Source organism: Streptomyces lunaelactis, from assembly GCF_003054555.1.
GTDB lineage: Bacteria > Actinomycetota > Actinomycetes > Streptomycetales > Streptomycetaceae > Streptomyces > Streptomyces lunaelactis.
Map to the genome: position 1 here is coordinate 2,587,774 of NZ_CP026304.1, position 22,710 is coordinate 2,610,483.

Below are 22,710 nucleotides of genomic sequence, written 5' to 3' on the forward strand. Positions count from 1 at the left end.
CGTCCAGGACCTGCCTGGCACGGCATGGTGAGTACCCGGGGAGGCGCCCGAGACCGATCCAGACTGCTGACGTTGCCGTCAGAGTCTGCCGTCACGACCACTTCGCCCCGAAGCAACTCGGGTGAGTGCTCGACCATAGGCCGGTGTGCCTCTCACTTGCCTGTACCCGCCACAGCAGGTCGGCTCCGGTGACGGCGGCAACCCCCCCGCTACCTAGCCCTCCTCGGCCTCGCCGCCGCCCTGTGCTGCTACAAGCGTCATCCGCCCCACCACATAGGACACAGTCTTATCCGGCCTCCTACCCCCACCCCGTCCCCGACCAGGAGTGATCGACAGATCCCGCAAAGCACCACCAGTTCTCCTGGCCCAAATTGCGGAAGGAGTTCGGCCATGCAAGCATCGATAGCGAGAACGTCGGGTCTGCTTTGCGGCGGCCGAAATACCCGCACTCGCTTCGCAGGCGTCAGCAGTGACCTGTCGATCTCCCCCACGCGCCCACTCTGGAAAGAGTTCCACCTGCCTGTCTTCCATGGTGAATTCCGAGTTGTCGCGTGATTCCATCCACCTGTTTCACCTCGGCTCCACATGCAATGAATGAGAGGGGTCTCATGGCCAGCTGGAATGCCGACTTCTTCCCCCTTCCGGGTGGGGCGATCTTCGACCATCAGAAGCAGCAGCTTACTGCAGTCTCTCGGTTCCCTGGACAACTGGACGTCTTCGTCATCGGTTTCGACAACCGCGTGTGGACAACGTTCTGGAACGAGAACACCGGCTGGAATGCCGACTTCTTCCCCCTCCCGGGCGGAGCAGTGTTCGACCACGAGAAGCAGCAACTTGCTGCAGTCTCTCGGTTCCCCGGACAACTGGACGTCTTCGTCATCGGTTTCGACAACCGCGTGTGGACAACGTTCTGGAACGAGAACACCGGCTGGAATGCCGACTTCTTCCCCCTCCCGGGCGGAGCAGTGTTCGACCACGAGAAGCAGCAACTTGCTGCAGTGTCCCGGTTCCCCGGACAACTGGACGTCTTCGTCATCGGTTTCGACAACCGCGTGTGGACGACATTCTGGAACGAGAACACCGGCTGGAATGCCGACTTCTTCCCCCTCCCGGGCGGAGCAGTGTTCGACCACCAGAAGCAGCAACTTGCCGCAGTCTCCCGGTTCCCCGGACAACTGGACGTCTTCGTCATCGGATTCGACAACCGCGTGTGGACGACATTCTGGAACGAGAACACCGGCTGGAATGCCGACTTCTTCCCCCTCCCGGGCGGAGCAGTGTTCGACCACCAGAAGCAGCAACTTGCCGCAGTGTCCCGGTTCCCCGGACAACTGGACGTCTTCGTCATCGGATTCGACAACCGCGTGTGGACGACATTCTGGAACGAGAACACCGGCTGGAATGCCGACTTCTTCCCCCTCCCGGGCGGAGCAGTGTTCGACCACCAGAAGCAGCAACTTGCCGCAGTGTCCCGGTTCCCCGGACAACTGGACGTCTTCGTCATCGGATTCGACAACCGCGTGTGGACCACATTCTGGAACGAGAACACCGGCTGGAATGCCGACTTCTTCCCCCTCCCGGGCGGAGCAGTGTTCGACCACCAGAAGCAGCAACTTGCCGCAGTCTCCCGGTTCCCCGGACAACTGGACGTCTTCGTCATCGGATTCGACAACCGTGTCTGGACCACATTCTGGAACGAGAACACCGGCTGGAATGCCGACTTCTTCCCCCTCCCGGGCGGAGCAGTGTTCGACCACCAGAAGCAGCAACTTGCCGCAGTCTCCCGGTTCCCCGGACAACTGGACGTCTTCGTCATCGGATTCGACAACCGTGTCTGGACCACATTCTGGAACGAGAACACCGGCTGGAATGCCGACTTCTTCCCCCTCCCGGGCGGAGCAGTGTTCGACCACCAGAAGCAGCAACTTGCCGCAGTCTCCCGGTTCCCCGGACAACTGGACGTCTTCGTCATCGGTCTCGACAACCGTGTCTGGACCACATTCTGGAACGAAAGCCTCGAGCCGATGCCACGTCTCTCGATCACACTGCGCGCAATCACGGTGTCGGGCGAGGGGCGATTCATCGAGGTTTCCGGTCTCGGGTTCACGCCCGGAAAGAATGTGAAGCTCGGCTACGACGTCTTCAGCGGAGGCGGGCCGACCACCCACCAACTGGGTGAGGACTCGTTCACCAGTGACAGCGAGGGTAGGTTCGCCCACCGCATCCGGGTAAATCTCACCGAAATCAGTGGAGCCCAAGTGCAGGCGACCGACGAAGCCTCGAATGTGGCTGTGACCGCATCGCTATAGCCGCTTCGTGAAGGACGGCTGCCGCTGGTCTTCGATGGCCGGCGGCAGCCGCGTGCCGGACCGGGGCATCGCGCTGCGGACCTGGGGTGCCTGGCGTGACGTGCCAGAGCGATTCGGGAGGCGGGCCACCGCCAGCGGCAGCCTCGGGCGTCGGCTCCACCGTGCCGGGTGGACCGGGAGGTGGAGGACAGCGATGTACTGGGTCGAACGGTCTCGTTGCCCAAACCCCACCGCCATGACGGCAGCGCAGGCACAGGTCCCCCGATGGTCGCGGGGCGTCGCACTTTTGCGGTGGGCGCGACGCTCGTCGCCGGGTGGCACATGCGCGGGAGCCCTGTGGGGAACCTGTGGTGCCGGGCGTGTCCATGGCAGTCATCTGCTAACTTCCTGACGGTTGTGACCTGGCCCAACTTCCCTGTCCGGAAGGTGTGTCGGGGTCGGGGACGCGGGAAACGGGGGAAGGGCCATGACCTCTGCGGAGGGCTACCAGGTCGGGCGCAAGGGCATGTCGGGCCAGGCCGGCGAACTGGACGGTTCCGGCGACGACGTGGGCAAGATCCGCAAGGCCGTCGCCAGCACGATGTGCTACACGCAGGACGCCCTCGGCGGCTCCGACACCGGGCCCGCGTTCAACGCGTTCGCGGCCGCCTGGGAGGCCGAGACCAAGGTCCTCGAAGCGGCCCTGCACGAACTCGCGGACAAGGTCCGCCTCTCCAGCCACGCGTACCGCGGTTCCGACATCGACGTCCGTACGGGAGCCCACGCCGTCTCCGTCGGCTCGGCGGCCGACGCGGGCGTCAGCACGATGCCGGCCCACGCCCAGCGCCCGTCCGCGCTGGCCGCCTACTGACGGGGCCCGCGTCCATGACGGAATCCACGAACGACCGCAGGCAGAAACTCGACGGCCTGCGCGGGCGCATCTCCTCGGCCGGCAGCAAGAACGACCTGATCGACGCAATCGAGGACGCCCTCGGCGTCTCGGCACCGGTCGGCGACCCGAAGGTGATCGAGGCCCTGGGTAAGCGCTACACCGGCCAGACCGACAAGGCCGACGCGGTGAGCGACCGGATCGACAAGATCGCCCGCAAGGGTCTTCCGCAGGTCTGGGTCGGCGACACGAGTGTCCTCGCCTCCGACGTGGTGGGCGCCGCCTCCCGCGACGCCCAGCAGATGATCGAGGCGTTCCAGGGCGGCGGCAAGGCACTGATCGCGCTGTCCGACGCGCTGGAGACCGCGCAGACCAAGGACGGCACCGGCCGCGGCAAGCTGCGCAACGTCCGCACCATGCTCGGCGGCAAGGACGGCTTCTTCGACGACTGGCACGAGGACGACGACGAGGAGGGCCTCCGTCTGCGGGCCCGCTCGCTGGCCTCCCACGGCGTCGACGACCTGCACACGGCGGCCGCCGACGCCGACGACGCCGCCCGCGTCGCGGCCCGCGACCTCAACAAGTTCGCCGCCGAGGCCCGCGCCGGCCAGATGGACACCGACGAGTTGACCGCCGCCGACCGCCTCGCCCTCGCCGACACCAGCAACGTCGGCGGCGACGCCGAACTGAACGAGATCCTCAGCGCCAACGACCTCGAACGCTCCGGCCGCGCCATGGAGAACCTCTCGCCCGCCGAACGGGCCCGTATGGAACGGCTGTTGGCGAACGCGTCGAGCCCGCAGGAGAAGGCGTACCTCATGAAGGCCCTCGCCTCGGGCTACGACGTCGGCGAGGTCGAGGAGTTCGGAGGGAAGATCCACGGCAAGGACTCGATGTGGCTCCAGGAGCACCTGGCGCCGATCACCACGGATTCCGTCTCCCGCGGCAAGGAGCAGCAGGATTTCGGTGGCGAACTCTGGGACCAGGACAACGAGACCTGCGTCCCGTCCTCGACGGTCACCGCCCGCGCCCTCGTCGACCCGGTGTACGCCCTCGAACTCACCGGCGGCCCCGACGGCACCGACGACGACCCCGACCACTTCCGCAAGCGCCTGCACGACGAGCAGTTCCGGATGAACGACGAGGGCGACGGCGAGTACGACGGCTGGTGGTGGGACCGCCACCCGGCCGGCATGGACTCCGACGGGCAGGAGGAGATCTCCAACAAGGAACTCGGCCCGCACACCGGCGACCAGTACGACACGAAGGAGATGGACAGCGCCGACGACCGGCGCGGCGTCCTGCCCGACATCGAGAAGTCCGTCGGCGAGGGCAAGCCCGTGCCCATCAACATCACGCGCGTCGACGAGGACGGCAACCGCCACGGCCACAGCCTGATGATCATCGGGCAGGAGGACGGCAAGCTGCAGGTCTACAACCCGTGGGGTACCACGTCCTGGATCAGCGAGGACGATTTCATCAACGGTGATCTCGAGGCCGCCGCCGACGACCGTTACTCCAAGGCCCACAAGGGCGACGTCAACCGCGTCTACCTCCAGCAGGACTGAACTCACCATGCAAATGCGAAACATTGTGCGTACGGCGGCCGCTTCGGCCGCCGCTCTGGTCACCCTTTCCGGCTGCGGCGACTCCACCGGGCCCGCCGCCTTCGGGCCGGGCGAGCGGAGCGTCTCCGTCGACAAGGGCGACACGTTCACGCTCGAGGTCCCGGCCAACCCCGCCCTCGGCCAGAACTGGTACTTGGCGAGCCCGCACCCTGACAAGGGCGTCGTCACGTACCAGGGCAGGCGCGAGGAGGAAGAAGGGGGTGACGAAGACCTCATCGGCAGCGGTGACGGCGCCCAGTTCTTCGACTTCGCGGCGCACGCGGCCGGCAGGACGACGGTGAAACTGCTGTTCTGCCCGCACGGCCTGTGCGGGAGCGCCGCGGAGGTGAGCGCGAGCCCGGTCCCGACGGCCACGACCACGGCGGCCCCGACGAAGTCGGACGACGAGGTCGCCTACTACGTCTACACCATCACCGTCCGCTGACCTGGACCGGAACTGAACGACGGAACGGAATGGCATGGCTATAACCCACGACCGCTCCCCGCGCACCGACCACGAGGTGCTCGCCACCACCGACATCGGGGTGCTGCTGCGCCACGGCCTCGGCCACGACACCTTCAGGACCGCGCTTTTCGGGGACGGCGCGATCGCCGCCGCCGTCACCCTCGACCGGCTCGGAGTGCTGCCGCGCTCGGTGGCGTACGTCGCGAAGATCGTCAGGGCCGGCGGCCTCGCGTACGCGGCCGGGCTGGCCGAGCCCCTGCCGTCGGGTGCCGCGTCCGCATGCCTGCGGGACTGGCTGGAGACCGCCGCGCAGGTCGCCGGCACACCGGACGACGAGGCGCGCGCCGCACGCTGGCTGGACACGGTCGCCGAGCTCATCGGCCTGCGCCGCGGCAGCCGGGCCGCGACGGCGGGGCCCGGCCCGGCCTGATCCAAACGAGAGGCGCTGGCCGAGAGGCACTGGCCTCGCCGTTTCGGTTGGGATGACGTGTCGTCGCTGATCGTCAACTGTGGGGTGGTCGAGGCGATTTGGTTGCTTGTGGTGCTCGGTCAAACATCTCAAAGCCGTGTCCTGCGGCCACACCCAAAGACGCAGGACGGCTGGTACATCTGCTACGCCTGCGGCAACAGCCAGCCCGGATAGGCGGATAGAGGTCCCGTGAAGTGTCCGCAGTGCGCCGCCCGCCTCGCCCCGCTGGGGTCCGACTGGTACCGGTGCGGCGCCTGCGGATACGAAATCTCCGAGGACGCGCTGCAGCTGCACCTGGAGCTGGTGGCCGCCTTCGAGGATGACCCGGCCAAGTTCTTCGCCCGCGTGCGGGACCGGCGCGATGCGATACGCGCCCTTGAGCCCGTGTGGCAGCGCACCCGTTAGACCCCCGCTGGTGGCATTGGTCCGGCCGCCGGCGGGTTCCAGGGCCCCGGTCTGTCGGCGTCCCCCGCGTGGGCAGGCCGGGGCTCTCCCATCCCAAGGAACTTGGGCCTGGTCGCGACGGACGGGCCTGTCTCATGACGGTGTGTCAGTACCTGGTCAGGCACATTGGCGACTCTTGCACTGCGCAGACTCCTGAGCTGCTGCCCCCTGTTGGGAGCAGCTTCTTGGCGGCGCATGGGGCGTGCGCGTGTCCACCCGTTTGCACCGTTAGACGCCATGACTCGGTCAAGGCGTCCCGCCCCGTCCTCGACTGGGGGCGGGGCGGTTTACCGTGTAGCCACGAAGGCCCCCGCCGAGATGTACGGGGGCCTTCGCCCGTGACGCAGGCCTCCCCGCCTCACGTCACAGGACGCGGACGGCGGTGTCAGGCGCGTGCGGGGAGACACACCTGCGCCGTCCATGCGCGCACTCTCCTGCCAGTAAGCGGAACGCAACTCCCCCTTTTGAGTGATGGGCGGTAGCGATCCTGTGGGGATGTGGCCCCCATGTGGCCTCGATCATGGAAACGGCCCCTCGATCCGGACTGGACCGAGGGGCCGAAACAGGCTCTCACCTGCTAGTTACCACAGTGGGCGGGGACGGTTTCGAACCGCCGACGTCTGCTTTGTAAGCCTGGCGTGGATGATCACGGGCCGGTCTTGGCTGGTCAACAGGCGTACGACAGCGCTGAGCCTGAGGGCGCTTGCCTGCACCGCCTCATACCCCGACTGACCGTAGTTGCCTGCTCGATCTGGCACGGATCTGGCACGCGGCCCCGCCGACACCTGCCTTGTAAGTTCGGCCGGCCTGCCTCTCTCTGGGGCCTCCTGCCGTGGGGACTGGTGCCGTTCCGGACTGCTCAAGGTCGCTACTGTCGGGCGTCGTTGATGATGTCAGCCGTGGATGTCAGAGGCCTTCTGATCCGTAGGTCTATAGAGACCCGGTAGGGGTCATAGCGGTTGCGTGGGAGGGGCTGACGAGGGCAGAAGGTCCGGGGCGGTTGTTGGGGTTGCTGTATTTGGTTGCTGTACCGCTGTTGCGGCGTCGTCGTAGGTGGCGAGGTTGTTGCGGGCTCTGAGGGTGTCGGGATGGTCGGGGCCCAGGATCCGCTCAGAGTCGGCCAGCACCCGCTCGCCCAGGTCGAGGGCCTCCTGCACCCGCCCGGCATCGCCGTAGGAGACGGCGAGGTTGTTGCGGGCTCTGAGGGTGTCGGGATGGTCGGGGCCCAGGATCCGCTCATAGTCGGCCAGCACCCGCTCGCGCAGGTCGAGGGCCTCCTGCACCCGCCCGGCATCGCCGTAGGAGTTGGCGAGGTTGCTGCGGGCGCTGAGGGTGTCGGGATGATCGGCGCCCAGGATCCGCTCTCGGTCGGCCAGCACCCGCTCGCGCAGGTCGAGGGCCTCCTGCACCCGCCCGGCATCGCCGTAGGAGTTGGCGAGGTTGCTGCGGGCGTCAAGGGTGTCGGGATGATCGGCGCCCAGGATCCGCTCTCGGTCGGCCAGCACCCGCTCGCGCAGGTCGAGGGCCTCCTGCACCCGCCCGGCATCGCCGTAGGAGTTGGCGAGGTTGTTGCGGGCCCTGAGGGTGTCGGGATGATCGGCGCCCAGGATCCGCTCTCGGTCGGCCAGCACCCGCTCGCCCAGGTCGAGGGCCTCCTGCACCCGCCCGGCATCGCCGTAGGAGTTGGCGAGGTTGTTGCGCGCGCTGAGGGTGTCGGGATGATCGGCGCCCACGATCCGCTCTCGGTCGGCCAGCACCCGCTCGCCCAGGTCGAGGGCCTCCTGCACCCGCCCGGCATCGCCGTAGGAGACGGCGAGGTTGCTGCGGGCGTCAAGGGTGGCGGCATGATCGGCGCCCAGGATCCGCTCAGAATCGGCCAGCACCCGCTCGCCCAGGTCGAGGGCCTCCTGCACCCGCCCGGCGTCGCTGTAGGAGACGGCGAGGTTGATGCGGGCGTCAAGGGTGGCGGGATGGTCGGGGCCGTGTATGTCGTTGCTGCGCCGAAGGGCTCTCTGGTCGTACTCGATCGCCTGTTGGTACAGGCCGGCATCTGTGAGGCTGCTGCTGACTTGGGAGATGCACGGGTGAGTCGTGGGCTGCCACAGGACTGGGTGGGTGCACTGTTCTAGGTGGATGGTGTTGGCACGCAGGGCTGCAGACAGTTCCCGGTCCTCGTGGTCGAGGACCGGCCAGAGACTGAAGATCGCGTCTGCAGCGGTGCGGGCGACGGCCGACAGGGTGTCGGCTGGGATGGTCTCGCGGACAGCGCGGGCGGTTAGTGCGTGCATGCGGATGGGTGCAGTGTCGGTGTCCTGGGCGATGAGAGCGTAGGTGCGCAGGCATTCCAGTGCGCTGCGGACCTCCTCCTCACTGACCGGAGGGTGGTACTGGCGCAGCCAGCGGCGTTGCGGGGGGCGGGTGGTGCTCAGGTGACGGAGTGCGGGGGGTGTGGTCCACAGGGCGGCGGGGTGGCCGACGGGGTCCATGAGGGAGGCGAGGTGCAGCAGGGGCTGGGCGAGGCGGGAGCTGTCGGCTTCGGCGACGGCATCAAGGGAGATCAGGGCGGTGGTGACGGCCCGTCCGTAGCCTTCGGTGTCCGCGTTGGGCGGGAGGAGATCGCCCAGTCTGCTGCGGGTGTCGCGTAGCAGCGTGAGGTAGGCAGTCATCGTGCGGCGCTTGTTGATGAGGTAGGCGGCAGCGTGGCCGAGTGCGAGCGGGAGGTGAGCGAGTTCCTCGGCGAGTTCGTCCGCCTTGTCAGGGTCGTGGAGGTGGGGATGGCCGGCGTCGGTGAGACGACGCCGGAGATAGGCACGGGCCTCCTCCGTCGTGTAGAGGCCGAGTCGGATGAGGGCGCGTCCCTGACCGCTCAGCTGGGCGTCGTCGCGCCGGGTGGTGGCCAGGACCCAGCCGTTGCCGGCACCACCGTCCGGCCACCACCCTTCGATGGCCTCCGGGTCGGTGATGTCGTCCAGCACCACCAGCCACGGCCGCCCCGTCGTCTCAAGCCACTTCAAAAAGACCTGCGCCGCCGTAGCGCTGTCGCCCGAAGAGACCCCGGGAAGCTGCAGCTGTTCGGCTGCTTCCGCGTAGACGGTGATGACCTGGTCGGGGTCGGTGGCCTTGGCCCACACCAGAACATCCAGACCCGCCTCGCCGGAACGTTCCCGGTCTCGCAGGTCCCGCGCCAGGGACGCTGCGAGCTGGCTCTTGCCCACCCCACCGGGCCCCGACAGCACCACCTCACTGTCCCCGGAACGTGCCACCTCGGCCTTCTTCCGCACCTCTGTGCGCGGTTGGAATGCCGCCGCCAGCCGCGGCACACTCCCCACCCACACCGGCCACTGCACCGACGGCCCCGGCACCGGAGGGGGATACACATTCATATCCCCCGCGACCTGGGTGACATCTCTCTGCGCCTGCGCCTGCTGCCGGGTACGGCGCTGCCCCGGACGCTCCACCACCGTCAGGCCCCCTGCCTCAGGCTCGGTTCCCGCCGACCTGATCGATGTCACCATTGCCGTCGCTGCGCGCCCTCTGCCGCACGTCCTCGCGCACCGCACCACCGGGCGACCCGGCGCCCGTGCCGTGGCTGCCACCCGTCTGTTTGATGTTGCTCCCGCCTCGCGCCGACTGCCGGACCCGACGCGTCCCGGCCCCGCCGGCCTGCGACGCCCACCACCCCAGAGCAGCGAGAACCCCCGCCGCAACGACGCCGGCCACCGGACCGATCACGTCCCACGGATCGTCGCCCCCGTCCGACAGCACCGCCCACGGCACCGACACGGCAAGAAAAGCCCCGACCGAACCCACCACCGCCACCAGCCACCGCAACGCAGCGTGCATACTCGCCCCCGAGACTCACGGCCCACAACACATCCTGAAACAGCCCATGTTGCCACGCAGGCACCCGTACAGACCTGGTGAGTCAGGAAACCGGAATTGGCTACAGGCGACCGTGCCCTTGTCTGTCATATCGCCCCCTCGGCCGGGACTTTAGCGCGTAGGCACGTCACCCACCTGACCCTGATCTGCGACCGCCGCTCCGGCGACCGGCTCGCCCAGTGGCATCATCGCGGCCGCACCACCGAACAGCCCTCGAACCTGACCGCGATCACCATGCGCGTGATCAGCTACCAGATGATGCAGCGCATGGGGCACTCGTCGGTTCGGGCGGCGCTGATCTATCAGCACTTGGTCAACGGACGGGATCATGCAATCGCCGCTCACGTCGATGAGCAGATCAAGAAGGTCCGGCCGGCAGACTCTGCTGCCTAAGGTCCCGAGGAGGTTTCTGGCACGTAAGTGGCACGACGCCTCTCCCCCGCCCGCATCACGGAGGAAAGAACAAGGCCCAGGCTCCCGGTTTGCCGCCGGTGACCTGGGCCTTCGTCGTGCTTCAAGCAAGTGGGCGCGGACGGTTTCGAACCGCCGACATCTGCTTTGTAAGAGGTCCAAGAAGCTAGATCATCATTGCCGATCTTGCTTCGACTGCCCCATTCTCGCTGGTCATAGGCAGGGTAGGCGAACCAGGTTGCGCGATCTTTATCGGTCTTTCTTGTTCCTTGCGTTCCCACGATGTTCCCAGCGGACGGCATCGAGACCTGGGTGAAGCCGTGAGGCGAAGTCGCCCCAGACTGCGGAGGTGTCGAATCCTTGACCACTGCAGTGCATTTGAGGCGCGCTACAGAATCCGCCCCTTCGCCCGTGGCCGATGCGGCCACGGAGATCTCCAACTGAGGGGACGGTGATCGGGGTTGAACATCGGCATCGGGGAGGAGAGCCGGTTGGCGATCAACATCTGGAAGGGGCTGTGCATGAGCGAGACGGCGCAGAAACTGCGCGGACACAGGCAAAGAACCCAGCTGTCCAGTTCGTTCGGATCATCCAGCTCCACAGTAACGGACTTGGAGCTCAGGCATGCGGCGAGTGGTCACCGTCGATCTTGCGCCACGGTGGCAGGAACGCCGTCACCTGGTCCGATGCGTCGTCCTCCACGGCCTGGTTCTGCCTGGCGAGGGCGCTGTCCAGGTGCCACGCGGCGGCCGAGTCGCCGGCGTTCGCGCGAGCCCGTAATTCGTCGAGGAGGCCGCTTCTGGCTAGCAGGGCGTTGAGCTGCCAGGCCGCGGGGCTACCGCCGCGGTCAGCGCGTGCCCGCAGTTCCTCGACGTGGCCCAGCTGAGCGAGCAGGTTGCCCAGCCGCTCCGCAGCGGGCAGGCTGCCTGCGTCGGCCAGAGTGCGCAGGTCGTCGAGACGCCCTTCTCGGGCAAGCACGTCGGCCACCCCGGACGCGTTCGCGAGGGCGCCACCAGCATGGGGCTGGGCCAGCAGGACCGCCATCCCTCCTTCCACGTCGCCGTGTTCCGCGAGCAGGTTGGCCAGCCGGTGCCAGGCGCCGTGGAAGCCAGTGTCGGTCAGGGGGCGGAGGATCGCCGTTGCCTTTCCGACCTCGCCGTGTTCGGCGAGCAGGTCGGCAAGTTGACAGGCGGCTTCCTGGTCGCCGGCGTCGGCCAAGCCGCTGAGGATTGCCAGCGCCTCGTCGACGTCGCCCTGCCCCGCGAGCAGGCCGGCCAGTACAGAACCCGCCTCTGAGTCGCCGGTGTCGGCGCGGGTGCGCAGTTCGCCGACCTCTCCCTGCTGTACGAGAAACTTGGCCAGTGTGTGTGCGGCGTATCGGTCACCGCTGTCCGCGCGGGTACGGAGCTCCTCGATCCGGCAGTACTTGACCAGCAGTTCGGCCAGCGCAAACGCGGCGTTCACGTCGCCGTCGTCGGCGAGGGTGCTCAGTTCTTGGAAGCGGTCCTGTTCGGTGAGCACCTTCCGGATGTAGCGCGCGGCGGTCTCGTCACCAGCGTCGGCCCATCTCTGCAAGTGGGACAACGCCTCCTCCACGCGCCCCCTCTGCAGGAGCTGGGCGACCAGCAATCGCGCGGCCACCGGGTCACCAGCGTGACTTCGAGCGCGCAACTCGGCCAGGTTTCCCTCTCGCGCAAGAAGGTTCACAAGTTCGGAGTTGGCACCCAGGTCGCCCGCGTCAGCGCGGGTACGCAGTTCTTCGATCCGACCTGCGGCGAGGAGCAGCTTCCCCAGCTGCATCCCCGCATAGATGTCACCGCGGTCGGCAGCTTGGCGATACAGCGCCTCGGCGAACCGGTGCTCGCCCCACGTTTGTGCACTCTCGGCAAGGCGCTGCGTGTCCCGCGGGTGATGGTGATCGACGATGGCCTTCCAGACCGCCTCGGGTACCGGGACAGCACGGCGTGCGCGGTTGGCCTGCTGATGCAGGTAGTCGGCCACCAGGTAGCCGGTGGTCCTGCCCATCGTGCCGGTCGGGCGCAAGGTGGAAGCAGCCCCGTGCAGCCGGGTGGTGGCGTACTCCAGTGCCTCCTCCAGCCAGTGCCGGCCGGCCCTCGCCTGCTCTGTGGGCGTGAGGTAACCGGGGACGGCAGCCGCCAGCAGCTCCGGGGGCAGGGGGACGCGCGCACCCAGACGGCGCGTGTCCAGCGCCGTGGTGATCAGCGCCTTGGCATACGGGTTCGGTGCCTGGGTCCACCACGTCTCCAGTTGCGGGGCGGCTGCCAGGAACTGGGTGAAGCCGACGTCCGGGGTGTCCAGCGCGACGCGGATCCGCCTGTCGGCGGAGATAGCCTCGGCGCGGTACCGCTCGGCGGGGGGTGAACGACGTCGGTACCCGCACCAGGTGGGCGAGATCCAGGAGCTTCCGGGCGTCGGCGTGCGGATCCGGCCGACCGGGCACGCGCGCCGCGATGCGGCGGGTGTACTCGTCGGACCAGAGCGTGCCCACCAGCACCAGCCCCGCCCCGATCAGGCGCCGGGTGGAGGCAGCGGTCAACGGGACCGGACCGTCGAGGTGGCTCTGCAACTCGTTCAGCCACACGACGGTGCGCCGGACCTGCTCGGCCGCCAGAGCCTGCAGGCCGGTCACGTCGGCGGCGTCGGGATGGATCAGCCACCACTCCGGCAGTTCCGTGCGGACCGCCTCCAACAGGGCGCGGGTCTTCCCCACCGACGAATCGCCGATTAACAGCACGAAGCCGCCCTGCCGGGCCGCGGTCGTGACGGCGGTGCGCAGGTCGTCGTCGAAATCCCGGGGCACGTAGACCGGCAGGTCGGTCGTGTCCTGCTCGCCGTCAACCTGGATCGACGGGTGCACGCCGAGCAACAGAGGGCGGGCGTCACGGACCCGTACGGCATTGCCCGGACGGCGCAGATGCCCGCTCTCGACCCGCTCCCACGCCCTCAGCCACGGCGCCTGCGCCCGCGCCCCGAGACCGCAAGCGGTGAGGAACGCGACGACCGTCTCTCGCCTCGGTGTCGAATCGCCGGTGAGCAGACCGGTGATCGTGCTACGTGGAAGGGTCGGCTGCGGACCATCCCGGCCCGGCCGTGGGCGCAACTCCTTCTCCAGGGCGGAGTACGAACGCGCCCCCCGTAACGCGTTGAGGCCGGCCTTGAGCTCGGACAGCGTTTCTATCTGTTCCGGATCGGGGCTTCCCGTCCGGTCGGGAGTGTTCGGTGACGTTGAGCCAGAAACCATTCACTCACCGTACAGCGGGCGACGGAACGCCAGTGAGCTGCGCGAAGTATGCACCGGGTGTACGGGGTTGTTCGCACCCGATGCCGAACGGGCCGACGCCCTGCTTCATTCGAGGGTGTCCACAAGGGAACGCCGGCCGGCCCCTCCACTACGTTCAGAAGCGGAACGGACCACCATGGATCACTGGTTCACCCTCGTCGGCGACCTCATCCACCTCGCCGACTCCCTCGCGGCCCTCGCCGCCGCCGCGCTGGCCCTCATCGGCACCCGCTCCCGGCGGACCGACGACCACGACGAGGACACGAGCGCGCAGTAGCGTCGAGAGCCGCCCCGGACCTGGTTCGGCCACGGAGCGCCGCGGCGGGCTCAGCCGTTGACGAAGGTGAGGCTGGTCGCGTCGTAGCGGGTGCCCGCGACATGCTCGGGCGGGGCGGCGGCCTCGATGGCGGCGAGGTCCTCGGCGGACAGCTCGACGGCTAGGGCCGCGAGGTCCTCCTCCAGGTACCGCTGCCGCCGGGTGCCGGGGATCGGCACCACGGCCAAGGGCCGGCGCGAGCAGCTGGCGAAGATCGGGGTGGAGCTGTTCTACCTGCCGCCCCGGAGCCCCGAGCTCAACGACATCGAACGTGTCCCGCCTGGCCGACCACGGCGGCGGAGCTGTGCTCCAAGTCGTCCGCCACTTCAACGACACCAACCCGGAGCAGTCGCCGTCCTCGTACGCACCCAACCTCTTCGGCTGGCACCTGGACCGCAATGTCCTGGACTTCCTCACCGCCACCGGCGCCGAGCTCGACATCGACGTCTTAACCGCGTTCGCCCGCGGATTGGCCGAACTCGGCCGCGAACTCGGCGACGCAGCCGTCGCCACCCTCACCACCCTCACCACCCTCACCTACGGCTTCGCAGCCCTCGCCGCAGTCCTCGCCATCGGCCCAGCCCTCGCGCTCACCACCCACCGCCGCACGACACCCGCACCGCAGTAGCCACCAGGAGGCCGCAGCTCTCCGCCACGGCAGCCAGCATGAGCTCGACGATTACTCTCCGTGCTCAATTCGGCGGCCACTTGACGCACTGTCACGTGGCCGCCGCTGGGGAATACCAACTGGCCACCGACAGGCGAGCCCCTGACGGGCCCGCTTGAGGCGTTCGCGGTGCTTCCTCAGCTTCACCAATTCGTGGGGTGCGGCGAGCGTCGTTCGTGGGGCTCTGCTCTCGGTCAGTCCCAGGCGAGTTGGCCGGTCGGGGTCTGGGGCCGGGGTGGTGGTACGGCGGACTGATCCGCGTGGACCCGGCCGGGGCCGACGCTGGGCAGCTGGTCGATGTCGCCGACCAGCAGCAGGTGGCAGCCGTCGCGGACGGCGGCGGTGAGCTTGCGGGCCAGGGCGAGGTCGAGCATGGAGGCCTCGTCGACGACCACCAAGTCGGCCGTCTCCAGCACACTGGCGTGGTCGAAGAGGGAGTCGCCGTCGGGTGGCCGGATGAGGCGGTGCACGGTCATCGCCGACTGGCCACAGGTCTCCTCCAGGCGTTTGGCGGCCTTCCCTGTTGGCGCGGCCAGCGCGACGACCGCACCGGCATCGTCGGCGATCTCGACCAGCGTGTGCAGGGTGTGGGTCTTGCCGCAGCCCGGACCGCCTGTCAGCACGGAGATGGGGCTGGTCAGGGCGGTGAGGATCGCTTGATGCTGCTCGCCGGTCAGCCCGGCCGTCTCCTTTGTGGTCAGCGCGGCCAGGCGCTCTGCCCAGGGTGCCAGTTCGGCGAGCCGGGACGCGGAGCCGAGCAGACGTCGTACATGCCAGGCGAGTTGGGTCTCATCGCGGTACCAGCGCGGCAGCAGCGCGATCTCGGCATCCGCCACCGCGCCGGTGCCATCCAGCACGGGCAGCGGCAGCGTTTCGGTGATCACCTCACCCTGGCCTCGCAGCCCCTCCAGAGCGTGGTGCAGCACCGCGTCGTCGAGAATCTCCGCGGTCGCCGGGTCGTCGTCGGTCAGCAGATGGCGGGTGCGGGCGATCAGGATCCGCACTGGCAGGTGGCAGTGGCCCTGGCCGCCGGCCTGGTCCAGTTCGTACAGCAGCGCGGCCTGGAGACGCTCGTCGCTGTGCTTGGGTACGCCGACGGCGAGTGCGATCTTGTCGGCGTTGACGAAGCCGACGCCGTGCACGTCCCGGCACAGCCGGTAGGGGGTGTGGCGGACGATGTGCATCGGGTCGTCGTCGGTGTCGGCGTACGCAGTGTAGATCTTCACCGCGAGCGCCGGAGTGACCTCCAGTCCCTGCAGGAACACCATGATCTCGGCGATGGCCTTCTGTTCCTGCCAGGCCGCGGTGATCCGTCCCACTCGGATCGCGCCAATACTGTGGACTTCCAGCAGCCGCTGCGGTTCGGCGTCGATGACCTTCAGGGTCTGCTCGCCGAAGGTGTCCACGATCGCGGAGGCGAGGACCGGCCCGATGCCGCGGATCAGGCCCGAGGCGAGGTAGAGGCGGATCGCCCGTTCGTCCGCGGGCATCCTGCGCTCGCAGTACGCAACCTTGAACTGCCGCCCGTGACGCGGATGATGGGTCCACGTGCCGCGCAGCCGCAGGCTCTCCCCGGGCTGCACGCCGAAGAGCGCCTTGCCGAGCGCGGTGATGCTCTCCTCGTCGCCGGTCGTGGTGGTCAGCCGCAGCACCGTGCGCTCGTCGTAGCCGATGTGGAGCAGGTGGTCGACGACGCCCTCGATCACATCGGGGGCGTCCAGGGGCGTTTGCTGGGACACGTGCTCTATCTCCAGAGGGTACATACGGTGGCGGATCACCCGCTGTCGTCGTGGTGCAGCAAGGTCAGCATGGAGCCCAAGGGGGCGGGCTGTCGCACGGTTGAAGGATTCGTGTCACCTGAACGAGCGACGCGAGCGGCGGCGGCGGACGACACGAAAGCCATGCACAGCGGGCACCGATCGGGGCAGAGGCACCTCTCGCTCTCGGGCTCGCCGGCAGCCTGCCGGTATGTCCGCCCAGCGCGACCGCACCACCCCCGCCACCACGCCGCCTGCCGCCGCATTGGCACAGGAGCTGAAGCCCTCGCGGCCCAGTACCCCGAGGAGATCCTGCTGGAGGCGGCGGACGCCTCGTGCGAGGCCGGCGACTACGACCGCGCCCTTGCGCTGTACGAGCAGCTACTGGCCGGCGAATGCGCCGAACCCCACATGGTGACCGTCTACCGCATCGGCACACTGTGGGACGCCGGACGCGAAATCGAAGCCCGCCGGGCGGCCCGGAAGCTGCGGGCCCTGCACCCGCGTGACGGCGCGACATGGCACTTCGTCGCCGAGACCTTCGAGGCCGCAGACGACCTGCACACCGCAGCCGAGCCCGGAGCTCGCCAGGCCATCCAGATCAGGCGCCGCCGTACCGATGTGGACGGTCGCGTAATTCCCCAGGGCTGGCGTCACGTAGTGCCCCAGGGGGATCGCGGATCCGGCTTCACCGGCAGAGAGTTCGCGGCAGCGGCGGGAGTGGAACGATCGGTTGGTATCCCTGTCCTTCGGGTCGCGTCTCTGCCGTGCATGGCTCGTGAGGACCCCGGTTCCGTGTGTGGCCAGGTCAGGGGCGCACTGGTGGACAGTCAGTGGCGGTGGTGCGGCTGTCGGCTCATTCCAGGACGGCGAGGTGGTCGGCGGCGCCCCCGCGCCATTCGATCAGGAAGAGGGTTGCGTCGTCGCTGGTGCGGCCGCCCCGTTGCTGCTTCAGGGCGTGGGAGAGTGAGCGCACCACCGCTCGTACTCCCTTCTCCCCGTGTTCGATGCGGTTGACCCAGTGGATGAGCTGTTCCTCGCGGAACTGCTCTTCGCCGGCTTCGTGCTCCTCGATCAGGCCGTCGGTGAAGCACAGCACTCGGTCGCCGCGCTGGAGCATCTGCTGGCTGATCTGGGGATCTTCACCGCCGAAGCCGACCGGCAAGGTGGTCGGGCCCTGAAGTTGCCCGACGACCTGGTGGTTGCGGATCAGCAGCGGTGCAGGGTGGCCGGCGTTGACCCACTGCAGGTGGCCCGTTGCGACGTTCAGGCGCATCATCTGCGCGGTGACGAAGTGGTCGGGCCCGAACTGCCCGGCGATGGCCCGGTCCATGAACGTGTAGATCTCGGACAGACCGATGTCGGCACGTCTGGCGTGCCGGTAGGCCCCGACAGCGACGGTCGCCATCGTGGCGGAGTCCAGACCGTGGCCCATCGCATCGACCATGGCCACGTGCAGGATGTCGTCGTTGAGGGCGTAGTCGAAGCTGTCACCTGCGACGTTGTAGGCGGGCTCCAGGATTCCGGCCACCGCGACCTGTGGGACGGACATCGCCAGCGGCGGTAGCAGGGACCACTGGATCTCCGCGGCCACGCTCATCGGTTCGCGGCGCCGGGCGAGGAAGAACTGGTCGGTGTAGCTGTGCTTGGTGACCAGCATGTCAGCGACCAGGCCGGCGAGCCTGCGCAGCAGGCGCCGGTCGTCGTCATCGACGGTGTCCAGGGTGAGGGCCATCACTCCCACCTGGTCGCTGCCGTCCAGCAGCGGCAGGTACATCCGGACGCCGTCGGCCTGCGGCACCTCGGCAGTGGTCGCGTACAGGAAGGCCGTGCCGGCGGGCGAGTCACCGATCGGCTCAGGCTCGCCGACCATCAACCGCCGACCCCGAAGCGGCACCAGCAGCAGCTGCGCGTAGTCCTGCAGCAGGATCGAGAGTTCGCGGCCACCGACCCTGGCCACCTCCTCCGCGATCAGCGGGGCGATCAGCTGCGGCGGCATCTCGTGTGCCCGGTCCAACAGCACCCCCAGCAGCCGCTCACCGAACCCTTCCGACCGGTCCACCATGCCCTTGTCGGGCCGCCGCTCACCTTCTGCCATAGCCGCACCCCTGCACCGGCGTCTTCAAAGCCGCAGCCACCGTGTCCCTGCTCACCTCGTGCCGCGCATCCAGCGCCCGCCCCGACGCGCTCGGGTCCATCCGGCGGTCAAGGCGGATCCGCTCGACCCGCTCACGTGATCTGTACACACGGGCTCCTGACACGGCCGTGATCAACCCGCACAGAGTGACGCGGCTGACCAACCCTCAGAGCCCATTACGCCAAAAGCGGCATGTCACACACGGCCAGGACAGATGGCTCTCAATCCCGCTGTGCACCAAATATCTCCCGGAGCGGGTGTACTACGTGACGTTCGCGACGCGACCGTGGGGAATTACGTGACCGTCGACAACCGACCGCAAGACCGGCAAGACCACCCTCAAGACCGTCTACGCCGTCACCAGCCTGAGCGCCGCGCACCCCCCGGTCCAGCTCGCCCGACTCGTCCGCGACCACTGGAAGATCGAAGCCCTGCACCACGTCCGCGACTCCACCTTCGTCGAAGACGCCTCACAGGTATGGACCGGCAACGCGCCCCGCGCGATGGCCACCTGGCGCAACCTCCGGACAGCCGGAGTGAAGAACATCGCGGCCGGGCTCAGTCGCGATGCCCGCGACCCCCATCGCCCCCTCACCCTTCTCGGTCTCGGGTGATCACAAACCAGGCGTCACTCGACTACGCCGAAGCCCTGGGGCTGGGGAACACCGTCGACAGGTTCCGCGCCGCCTGCCCCGCTCATGTCCGAGTGGCGCTGGGTAGAAGCCGCCTGACACCGTAGTGCCAGGGGGCTGTGGGGTTACGGCGTCCGACGGTAGAGACACACAATGACAACACGCTCCGCGTGCTTGCTGCCCAGTGCGCCGATGACGTTGCCTTCACAGACGGACATCTTGTCCAGCCGCCAGCCAAGCGATTCGATGGCCTCCATCTGGTCGTTTATGCCGGTCATTGCGCCGGTGGCCAGGCTGTTGGTGTGTGCCTCCATGAACTTGAATACCAGGATGGTCCTGCCCGCTTCGATGGCGTGCCGGGCCTGGTCAAGCGCGCTCTGCTCCTTGACCGTGTTCAGGAATCCCATCACTGATCATCTTCTTGCGTACGGGTCCTGTCTTTCCAATGTCAGAGTACGGCGCCCGGTGCCAGGGGCTGCGCCTGATAAAGACCGGCCTCCCGGCAGGATGGGAGTCAGCTACCCAGTGCGTCAGCGGCGATTTCGGCGCGCCTGTGGTCGACGATCGACCAGCTGGAGAGCCGGTTCATGGTCGTTGCTGTTTCGGCCCGGGCGCCACCGGTCCAGCTCCGTCGGTTTGTCGCAGGCATCGGAGTTAGCCTAAGCCGTCCGTGCCCGCGCGGTGCTGGACCTGGCTCTCCAGATCGACGCAAGAGCGGCGAGCATGCAGGCCAAGCCTCCGTCGTGGGACACCCCAAGCCTCGACGACCTACTGTCCACCCACCCAGCCCAGGCGTGGGCCGACCTGACTTTCGCCCCGCTGGAGCAGGACCGTCGAGACCTGCGCCGTACGCTCCAGGTGTGGCTGGGGCACAACACCAACGCCGATTCCGCGGCGGCTGAACTGGAGGTGCACCCGCAGACAATCCGGGGACGCCTCCGCAGCGCGGAACGGCTGCTGCAACGATCTCTCCTGGCTGGTGCCGCAGGCACCCACGACCTGGTCATCGCCCTGTTCATCACCGGAGGCATCCCGACATCGCCGGGACGCCTGCAGCCTCTCTCGCCGGCACTTCTGCAGCGTCCACAAGGCACAGGGCCAGGTGACTGTGCGGATGTCCCGTGCTGAAGAGTGAAGGTTCCCGGTGAATCTCCAGGGTGCCCGCGACGCTCTCTTATCGTGCTCCGCGAGAGTTGCGCGGCATCCTCGTAGATCTCGCCACTCGGGGGTTCGAAAGATCTTCGATCACTCGTTCAGTGGGCTCTCGCCAGTCGAGGCCGATGCAGTCGCATGGTCCCACTTCTGAGTGAAGGATCGTTTCGGGTCAGATCGCTGGTTGTGGCTCCTTGTACGCGCCGGGCGCCGGTCCTTGGATGATCACGGAGGCCGTGCCGTCGGCGTGGCCGTTAAGGAAGGCGAGCGCGCCCATGCCACAGATCCAGACTGCCGCAGAACGCCTGGAGCGGGTACGCGAAACACTGGAGGGTTTCCAGGGGGCGCGGGCTGGTTCCCGGACCGCCCGGCGGCTGGGCCTGAGCCGGGGTCAGAATCTGCTGATCGGGGCCGCTCTGCACGCTGCGGCCCGCTTGGACCGGGGACTGAAGCCCACCGAGCTGGAGGAGCAGCTGCTGCAGATGCTGCGGGCCGGCGCGGACGATGACGCGGAAGTAGGGTCCTGGGGGCGGCTGTTTGCCGAGCAGCGGTCCGCCCGCGGCGGGGTGAAGGTGTTCCCCGCCCCGATCAACCAGCTCGATGTGAACACCGGGTACAGCATGGAGGACCTGCTGGTAGACCTGGTCGAGGTCACCTCCGAGATCGTGGCTCAGCCGAACGTGGAGATCGTCGACGTCACGCAGACCACGTCCGGCGAGTCGACGGACCGCGAGGAGTTCCTCCAGGCGCTCGCCGAGTACGGCGGCGGCGTCACGGTGCTGACCACACCCGAGGAACGGCAGATGCGGGCGGCAGTGCCTGTCCTGCCGCTGCGGGTGGTCCTGAAGCCCTCCTGGTTCCGGTGTGACCGCCGGTCCACCGAGTTGGGCAAGGACGAGATCTACTGGGCGATGGCGGCAGGCGCGGACTCCAACGCCAAGAAGTCCTTCAAGACCCCGGAATTCGGGTCGGTGGTGACCGGCAGCGAGCGTCAGTTCAACGGCCAGCATGCCTTCACCCTGGCCGACACGACGGTACGCGGTCACCTGTCGCTGAACATCGAGTGCTGGGAGGCCGACCACAGTTCGGGCGGCTTCTACAACAAGATGCGCGAGGTCCTGGCCACCATGGCCGAGCGGCTCGCGGAGGGCTCGAGGTCGCAGACCTACTCCCCGCCGGAACACGGCGGAGACAACGGGGAGGGCTGGGCCGCGCTGCTCGCCATCATCCTCGGGCTCGTCAACCTCCTGCTGGGCTGGCTGACCAACGACGACGACCTGGTGTGCGAGCGTTCCATCGGCCTCAGCCGGTACGCATTGAGCGGCTACTTCACCCCCACCGGCCGCGAGGCGTCGTGGCTCTTCGACGGCGGCAAGCAGGGCCGTCACCGGCTGTATCTGCACGGCACCGTCGCCCCGGTCACGGTACCGGTGCGCTACCGGTACGTGACCCAGGCAGGGAGCTGGAACGGGGAGGCGCCCATCGGAGACCAGCGCAACGTCGCCGCTCCGCCCGTTGGTGTCTCCTACAACGGCAACCTCGGCATCCTCTACGCCGACGCAGCCACGAACGAGCTGCTCTGGACCGGTCACGGGAATGATGCCGGCACCGGCTTCCGCGGTGTAGGCACTGCCGTCCCGCCAGGCGTGGCCGTGCACGACGGCAAGCTGTACTGCGCGCACCTCGGCCTCGACAAAAGCCTGTACTGGAACACCCTCACCAGCGACGGCTGGAGTAGCTCCACCGAATTCTACGGCTGGGGCACCCGGCACAGCCCGGCACTGGCCGTCCACAACAACACGCTGTACTGCGCCCACACCGGCATCGACGGGAGCGTCTACCTCTCCGCCTTCACCGGCAGCGGCTGGGGCACCGCCGTCAAGTTCGAAAGCTGGGGGACAACGAGTGCCCCGGCACTGACCTCCCACGCAGGCCAGCTGTACTGCGCCCACCGCGGCGTAGACGACAAGATCTACCTGGCCTCCTCCTCCAACGGCACCTCCTGGGGCGGGGCCAGCGCCGTCAGCGGATGGATGACCTACGACGCCCCCGCCCTGGCCTCCTTCACCAACAAGCTGCACCTTGCCCACCGCGACCGCAACGGCACCCTCTACGTGGGCGCACAGAACGGATCCACCTGGTCAGCCACCCAACTCCAGACCGGCGGATACGGCGCCCCCTCCCTCGCCCCCCACGACGGCCAACTCTTCGCCCTGTACGTGTAGCCACCGCTGGGTCCGCAGCTCGCACCACCGCGGCCCACCGGACCGGCCCGCCATACCTCGGGGACTC

Annotated in this window: 19 protein-coding genes and 1 pseudogene; 12 read left to right on the forward strand and 8 right to left on the reverse strand. The window is 68.0% G+C overall.

Annotated elements, in window-relative coordinates:
• Positions 1–608 precede the first annotated feature (608 nt).
• The 6 genes from SLUN_RS11710 to SLUN_RS11735 all read left to right on the forward strand — a co-directional run bounded on the left by SLUN_RS11710 (position 609) and on the right by SLUN_RS11735 (position 6,124).
• Positions 609–2,309, forward strand: a complete 1,701-nt coding sequence (locus SLUN_RS11710; protein WP_108148432.1) for a CV39L family lectin — start codon at positions 609–611, stop codon at positions 2,307–2,309.
• 466 nt (positions 2,310–2,775) lie between these two features.
• The gene (locus tag SLUN_RS11715; RefSeq protein ID WP_108148433.1) at positions 2,776–3,159 is read left to right on the forward strand and encodes a hypothetical protein; all 384 of its coding nucleotides are present in this window, start codon (positions 2,776–2,778) and stop codon (positions 3,157–3,159) included.
• Positions 3,160–3,173: 14 nt separating this feature from the next.
• The gene (locus SLUN_RS11720) at positions 3,174–4,745 is read left to right on the forward strand and encodes a peptidoglycan-binding protein (RefSeq protein ID WP_108148434.1); all 1,572 of its coding nucleotides are present in this window, start codon (positions 3,174–3,176) and stop codon (positions 4,743–4,745) included.
• Between the two features lie 13 nt (positions 4,746–4,758).
• Positions 4,759–5,229 (forward strand): protease inhibitor I42 family protein, encoded by a 471-nt coding sequence (locus tag SLUN_RS11725; RefSeq protein ID WP_108148435.1) that lies wholly within the window; start codon positions 4,759–4,761, stop codon positions 5,227–5,229.
• Between the two features lie 34 nt (positions 5,230–5,263).
• Complete coding sequence (locus tag SLUN_RS11730; protein WP_108148436.1) at positions 5,264–5,680, forward strand: hypothetical protein; 417 nt, start codon at positions 5,264–5,266, stop codon at positions 5,678–5,680.
• Between the two features lie 228 nt (positions 5,681–5,908).
• Positions 5,909–6,124, forward strand: coding sequence for a hypothetical protein (locus SLUN_RS11735; protein WP_108148437.1), 216 nt, complete (start codon positions 5,909–5,911; stop codon positions 6,122–6,124).
• Between the two features lie 989 nt (positions 6,125–7,113).
• Here SLUN_RS11735 and SLUN_RS11740 read toward each other — a convergent pair.
• Together SLUN_RS11740 and SLUN_RS11745 are read right to left on the reverse strand one after the other, a co-directional pair.
• The gene (locus SLUN_RS11740) at positions 7,114–9,426 is read right to left on the reverse strand and encodes a tetratricopeptide repeat protein (protein WP_159100224.1); all 2,313 of its coding nucleotides are present in this window, start codon (positions 9,424–9,426) and stop codon (positions 7,114–7,116) included.
• Between the two features lie 214 nt (positions 9,427–9,640).
• On the reverse strand, positions 9,641–9,994 hold the full coding sequence (locus SLUN_RS11745; RefSeq protein ID WP_159100225.1) for a hypothetical protein: 354 nt from the start codon (positions 9,992–9,994) through the stop codon (positions 9,641–9,643).
• A gap of 108 nt (positions 9,995–10,102) precedes the next feature.
• Between SLUN_RS11745 and SLUN_RS41090 the strand changes: the two genes are divergently transcribed.
• Entirely contained in the window at positions 10,103–10,438 is a 336-nt protein-coding gene (locus tag SLUN_RS41090; RefSeq protein ID WP_254710204.1) for an integrase, read from the forward strand.
• 636 nt (positions 10,439–11,074) lie between these two features.
• On the opposite strand, the gene SLUN_RS11755 is transcribed toward SLUN_RS41090, so the two are convergent.
• Positions 11,075–12,499 carry a hypothetical protein gene (locus tag SLUN_RS11755; RefSeq protein ID WP_159100226.1) on the reverse strand — a complete coding sequence of 475 codons (1,425 nt, stop codon included), beginning with the start codon at positions 12,497–12,499 and terminating at the stop codon, positions 11,075–11,077.
• 157 nt (positions 12,500–12,656) lie between these two features.
• Between SLUN_RS11755 and SLUN_RS11760 the strand changes: the two genes are divergently transcribed.
• Positions 12,657–13,205: a hypothetical protein gene (locus SLUN_RS11760; RefSeq protein ID WP_159100227.1), complete on the forward strand. Its 549-nt coding sequence runs from the start codon at positions 12,657–12,659 to the stop codon at positions 13,203–13,205.
• 688 nt (positions 13,206–13,893) lie between these two features.
• The gene (locus SLUN_RS39410; RefSeq protein ID WP_159100228.1) at positions 13,894–14,034 is read left to right on the forward strand and encodes a hypothetical protein; all 141 of its coding nucleotides are present in this window, start codon (positions 13,894–13,896) and stop codon (positions 14,032–14,034) included.
• A gap of 50 nt (positions 14,035–14,084) precedes the next feature.
• On the opposite strand, the pseudogene SLUN_RS11765 reads toward SLUN_RS39410, so the two are convergent.
• Positions 14,085–14,255: pseudogene (locus SLUN_RS11765) on the reverse strand (aldo/keto reductase); the annotation flags it as partial.
• Positions 14,256–14,344: 89 nt separating this feature from the next.
• Between SLUN_RS11765 and SLUN_RS42045 the strand changes: the two are divergent.
• On the forward strand, positions 14,345–14,701 hold the full coding sequence (locus SLUN_RS42045; protein WP_306610686.1) for a DUF4279 domain-containing protein: 357 nt from the start codon (positions 14,345–14,347) through the stop codon (positions 14,699–14,701).
• 233 nt (positions 14,702–14,934) lie between these two features.
• On the opposite strand, the gene SLUN_RS11780 is transcribed toward SLUN_RS42045, so the two are convergent.
• From SLUN_RS11780 to SLUN_RS11800, 4 genes are all read right to left on the reverse strand, one after another.
• Complete coding sequence (locus SLUN_RS11780; protein WP_159100229.1) at positions 14,935–16,479, reverse strand: AAA family ATPase; 1,545 nt, start codon at positions 16,477–16,479, stop codon at positions 14,935–14,937.
• Positions 16,480–16,878: 399 nt separating this feature from the next.
• Positions 16,879–17,154, reverse strand: coding sequence for a hypothetical protein (locus SLUN_RS11785; protein WP_108148443.1), 276 nt, complete (start codon positions 17,152–17,154; stop codon positions 16,879–16,881).
• 199 nt (positions 17,155–17,353) lie between these two features.
• Positions 17,354–18,595 (reverse strand): PP2C family protein-serine/threonine phosphatase, encoded by a 1,242-nt coding sequence (locus SLUN_RS11790; RefSeq protein ID WP_108148444.1) that lies wholly within the window; start codon positions 18,593–18,595, stop codon positions 17,354–17,356.
• A 796-nt stretch (positions 18,596–19,391) separates the two neighbouring features.
• Positions 19,392–19,673, reverse strand: a complete 282-nt coding sequence (locus SLUN_RS11800; protein ID WP_108148445.1) for a hypothetical protein — start codon at positions 19,671–19,673, stop codon at positions 19,392–19,394.
• A 316-nt stretch (positions 19,674–19,989) separates the two neighbouring features.
• Here SLUN_RS11800 and SLUN_RS11805 point away from each other — a divergent pair, with 316 nt between their 5' ends.
• Positions 19,990–20,394: a helix-turn-helix domain-containing protein gene (locus tag SLUN_RS11805; RefSeq protein WP_159100230.1), complete on the forward strand. Its 405-nt coding sequence runs from the start codon at positions 19,990–19,992 to the stop codon at positions 20,392–20,394.
• Positions 20,395–20,693: 299 nt separating this feature from the next.
• Positions 20,694–22,643 (forward strand): PLL family lectin, encoded by a 1,950-nt coding sequence (locus SLUN_RS11810; protein ID WP_108148447.1) that lies wholly within the window; start codon positions 20,694–20,696, stop codon positions 22,641–22,643.
• The last annotated feature ends 67 nt before the right edge of the window (positions 22,644–22,710 follow it).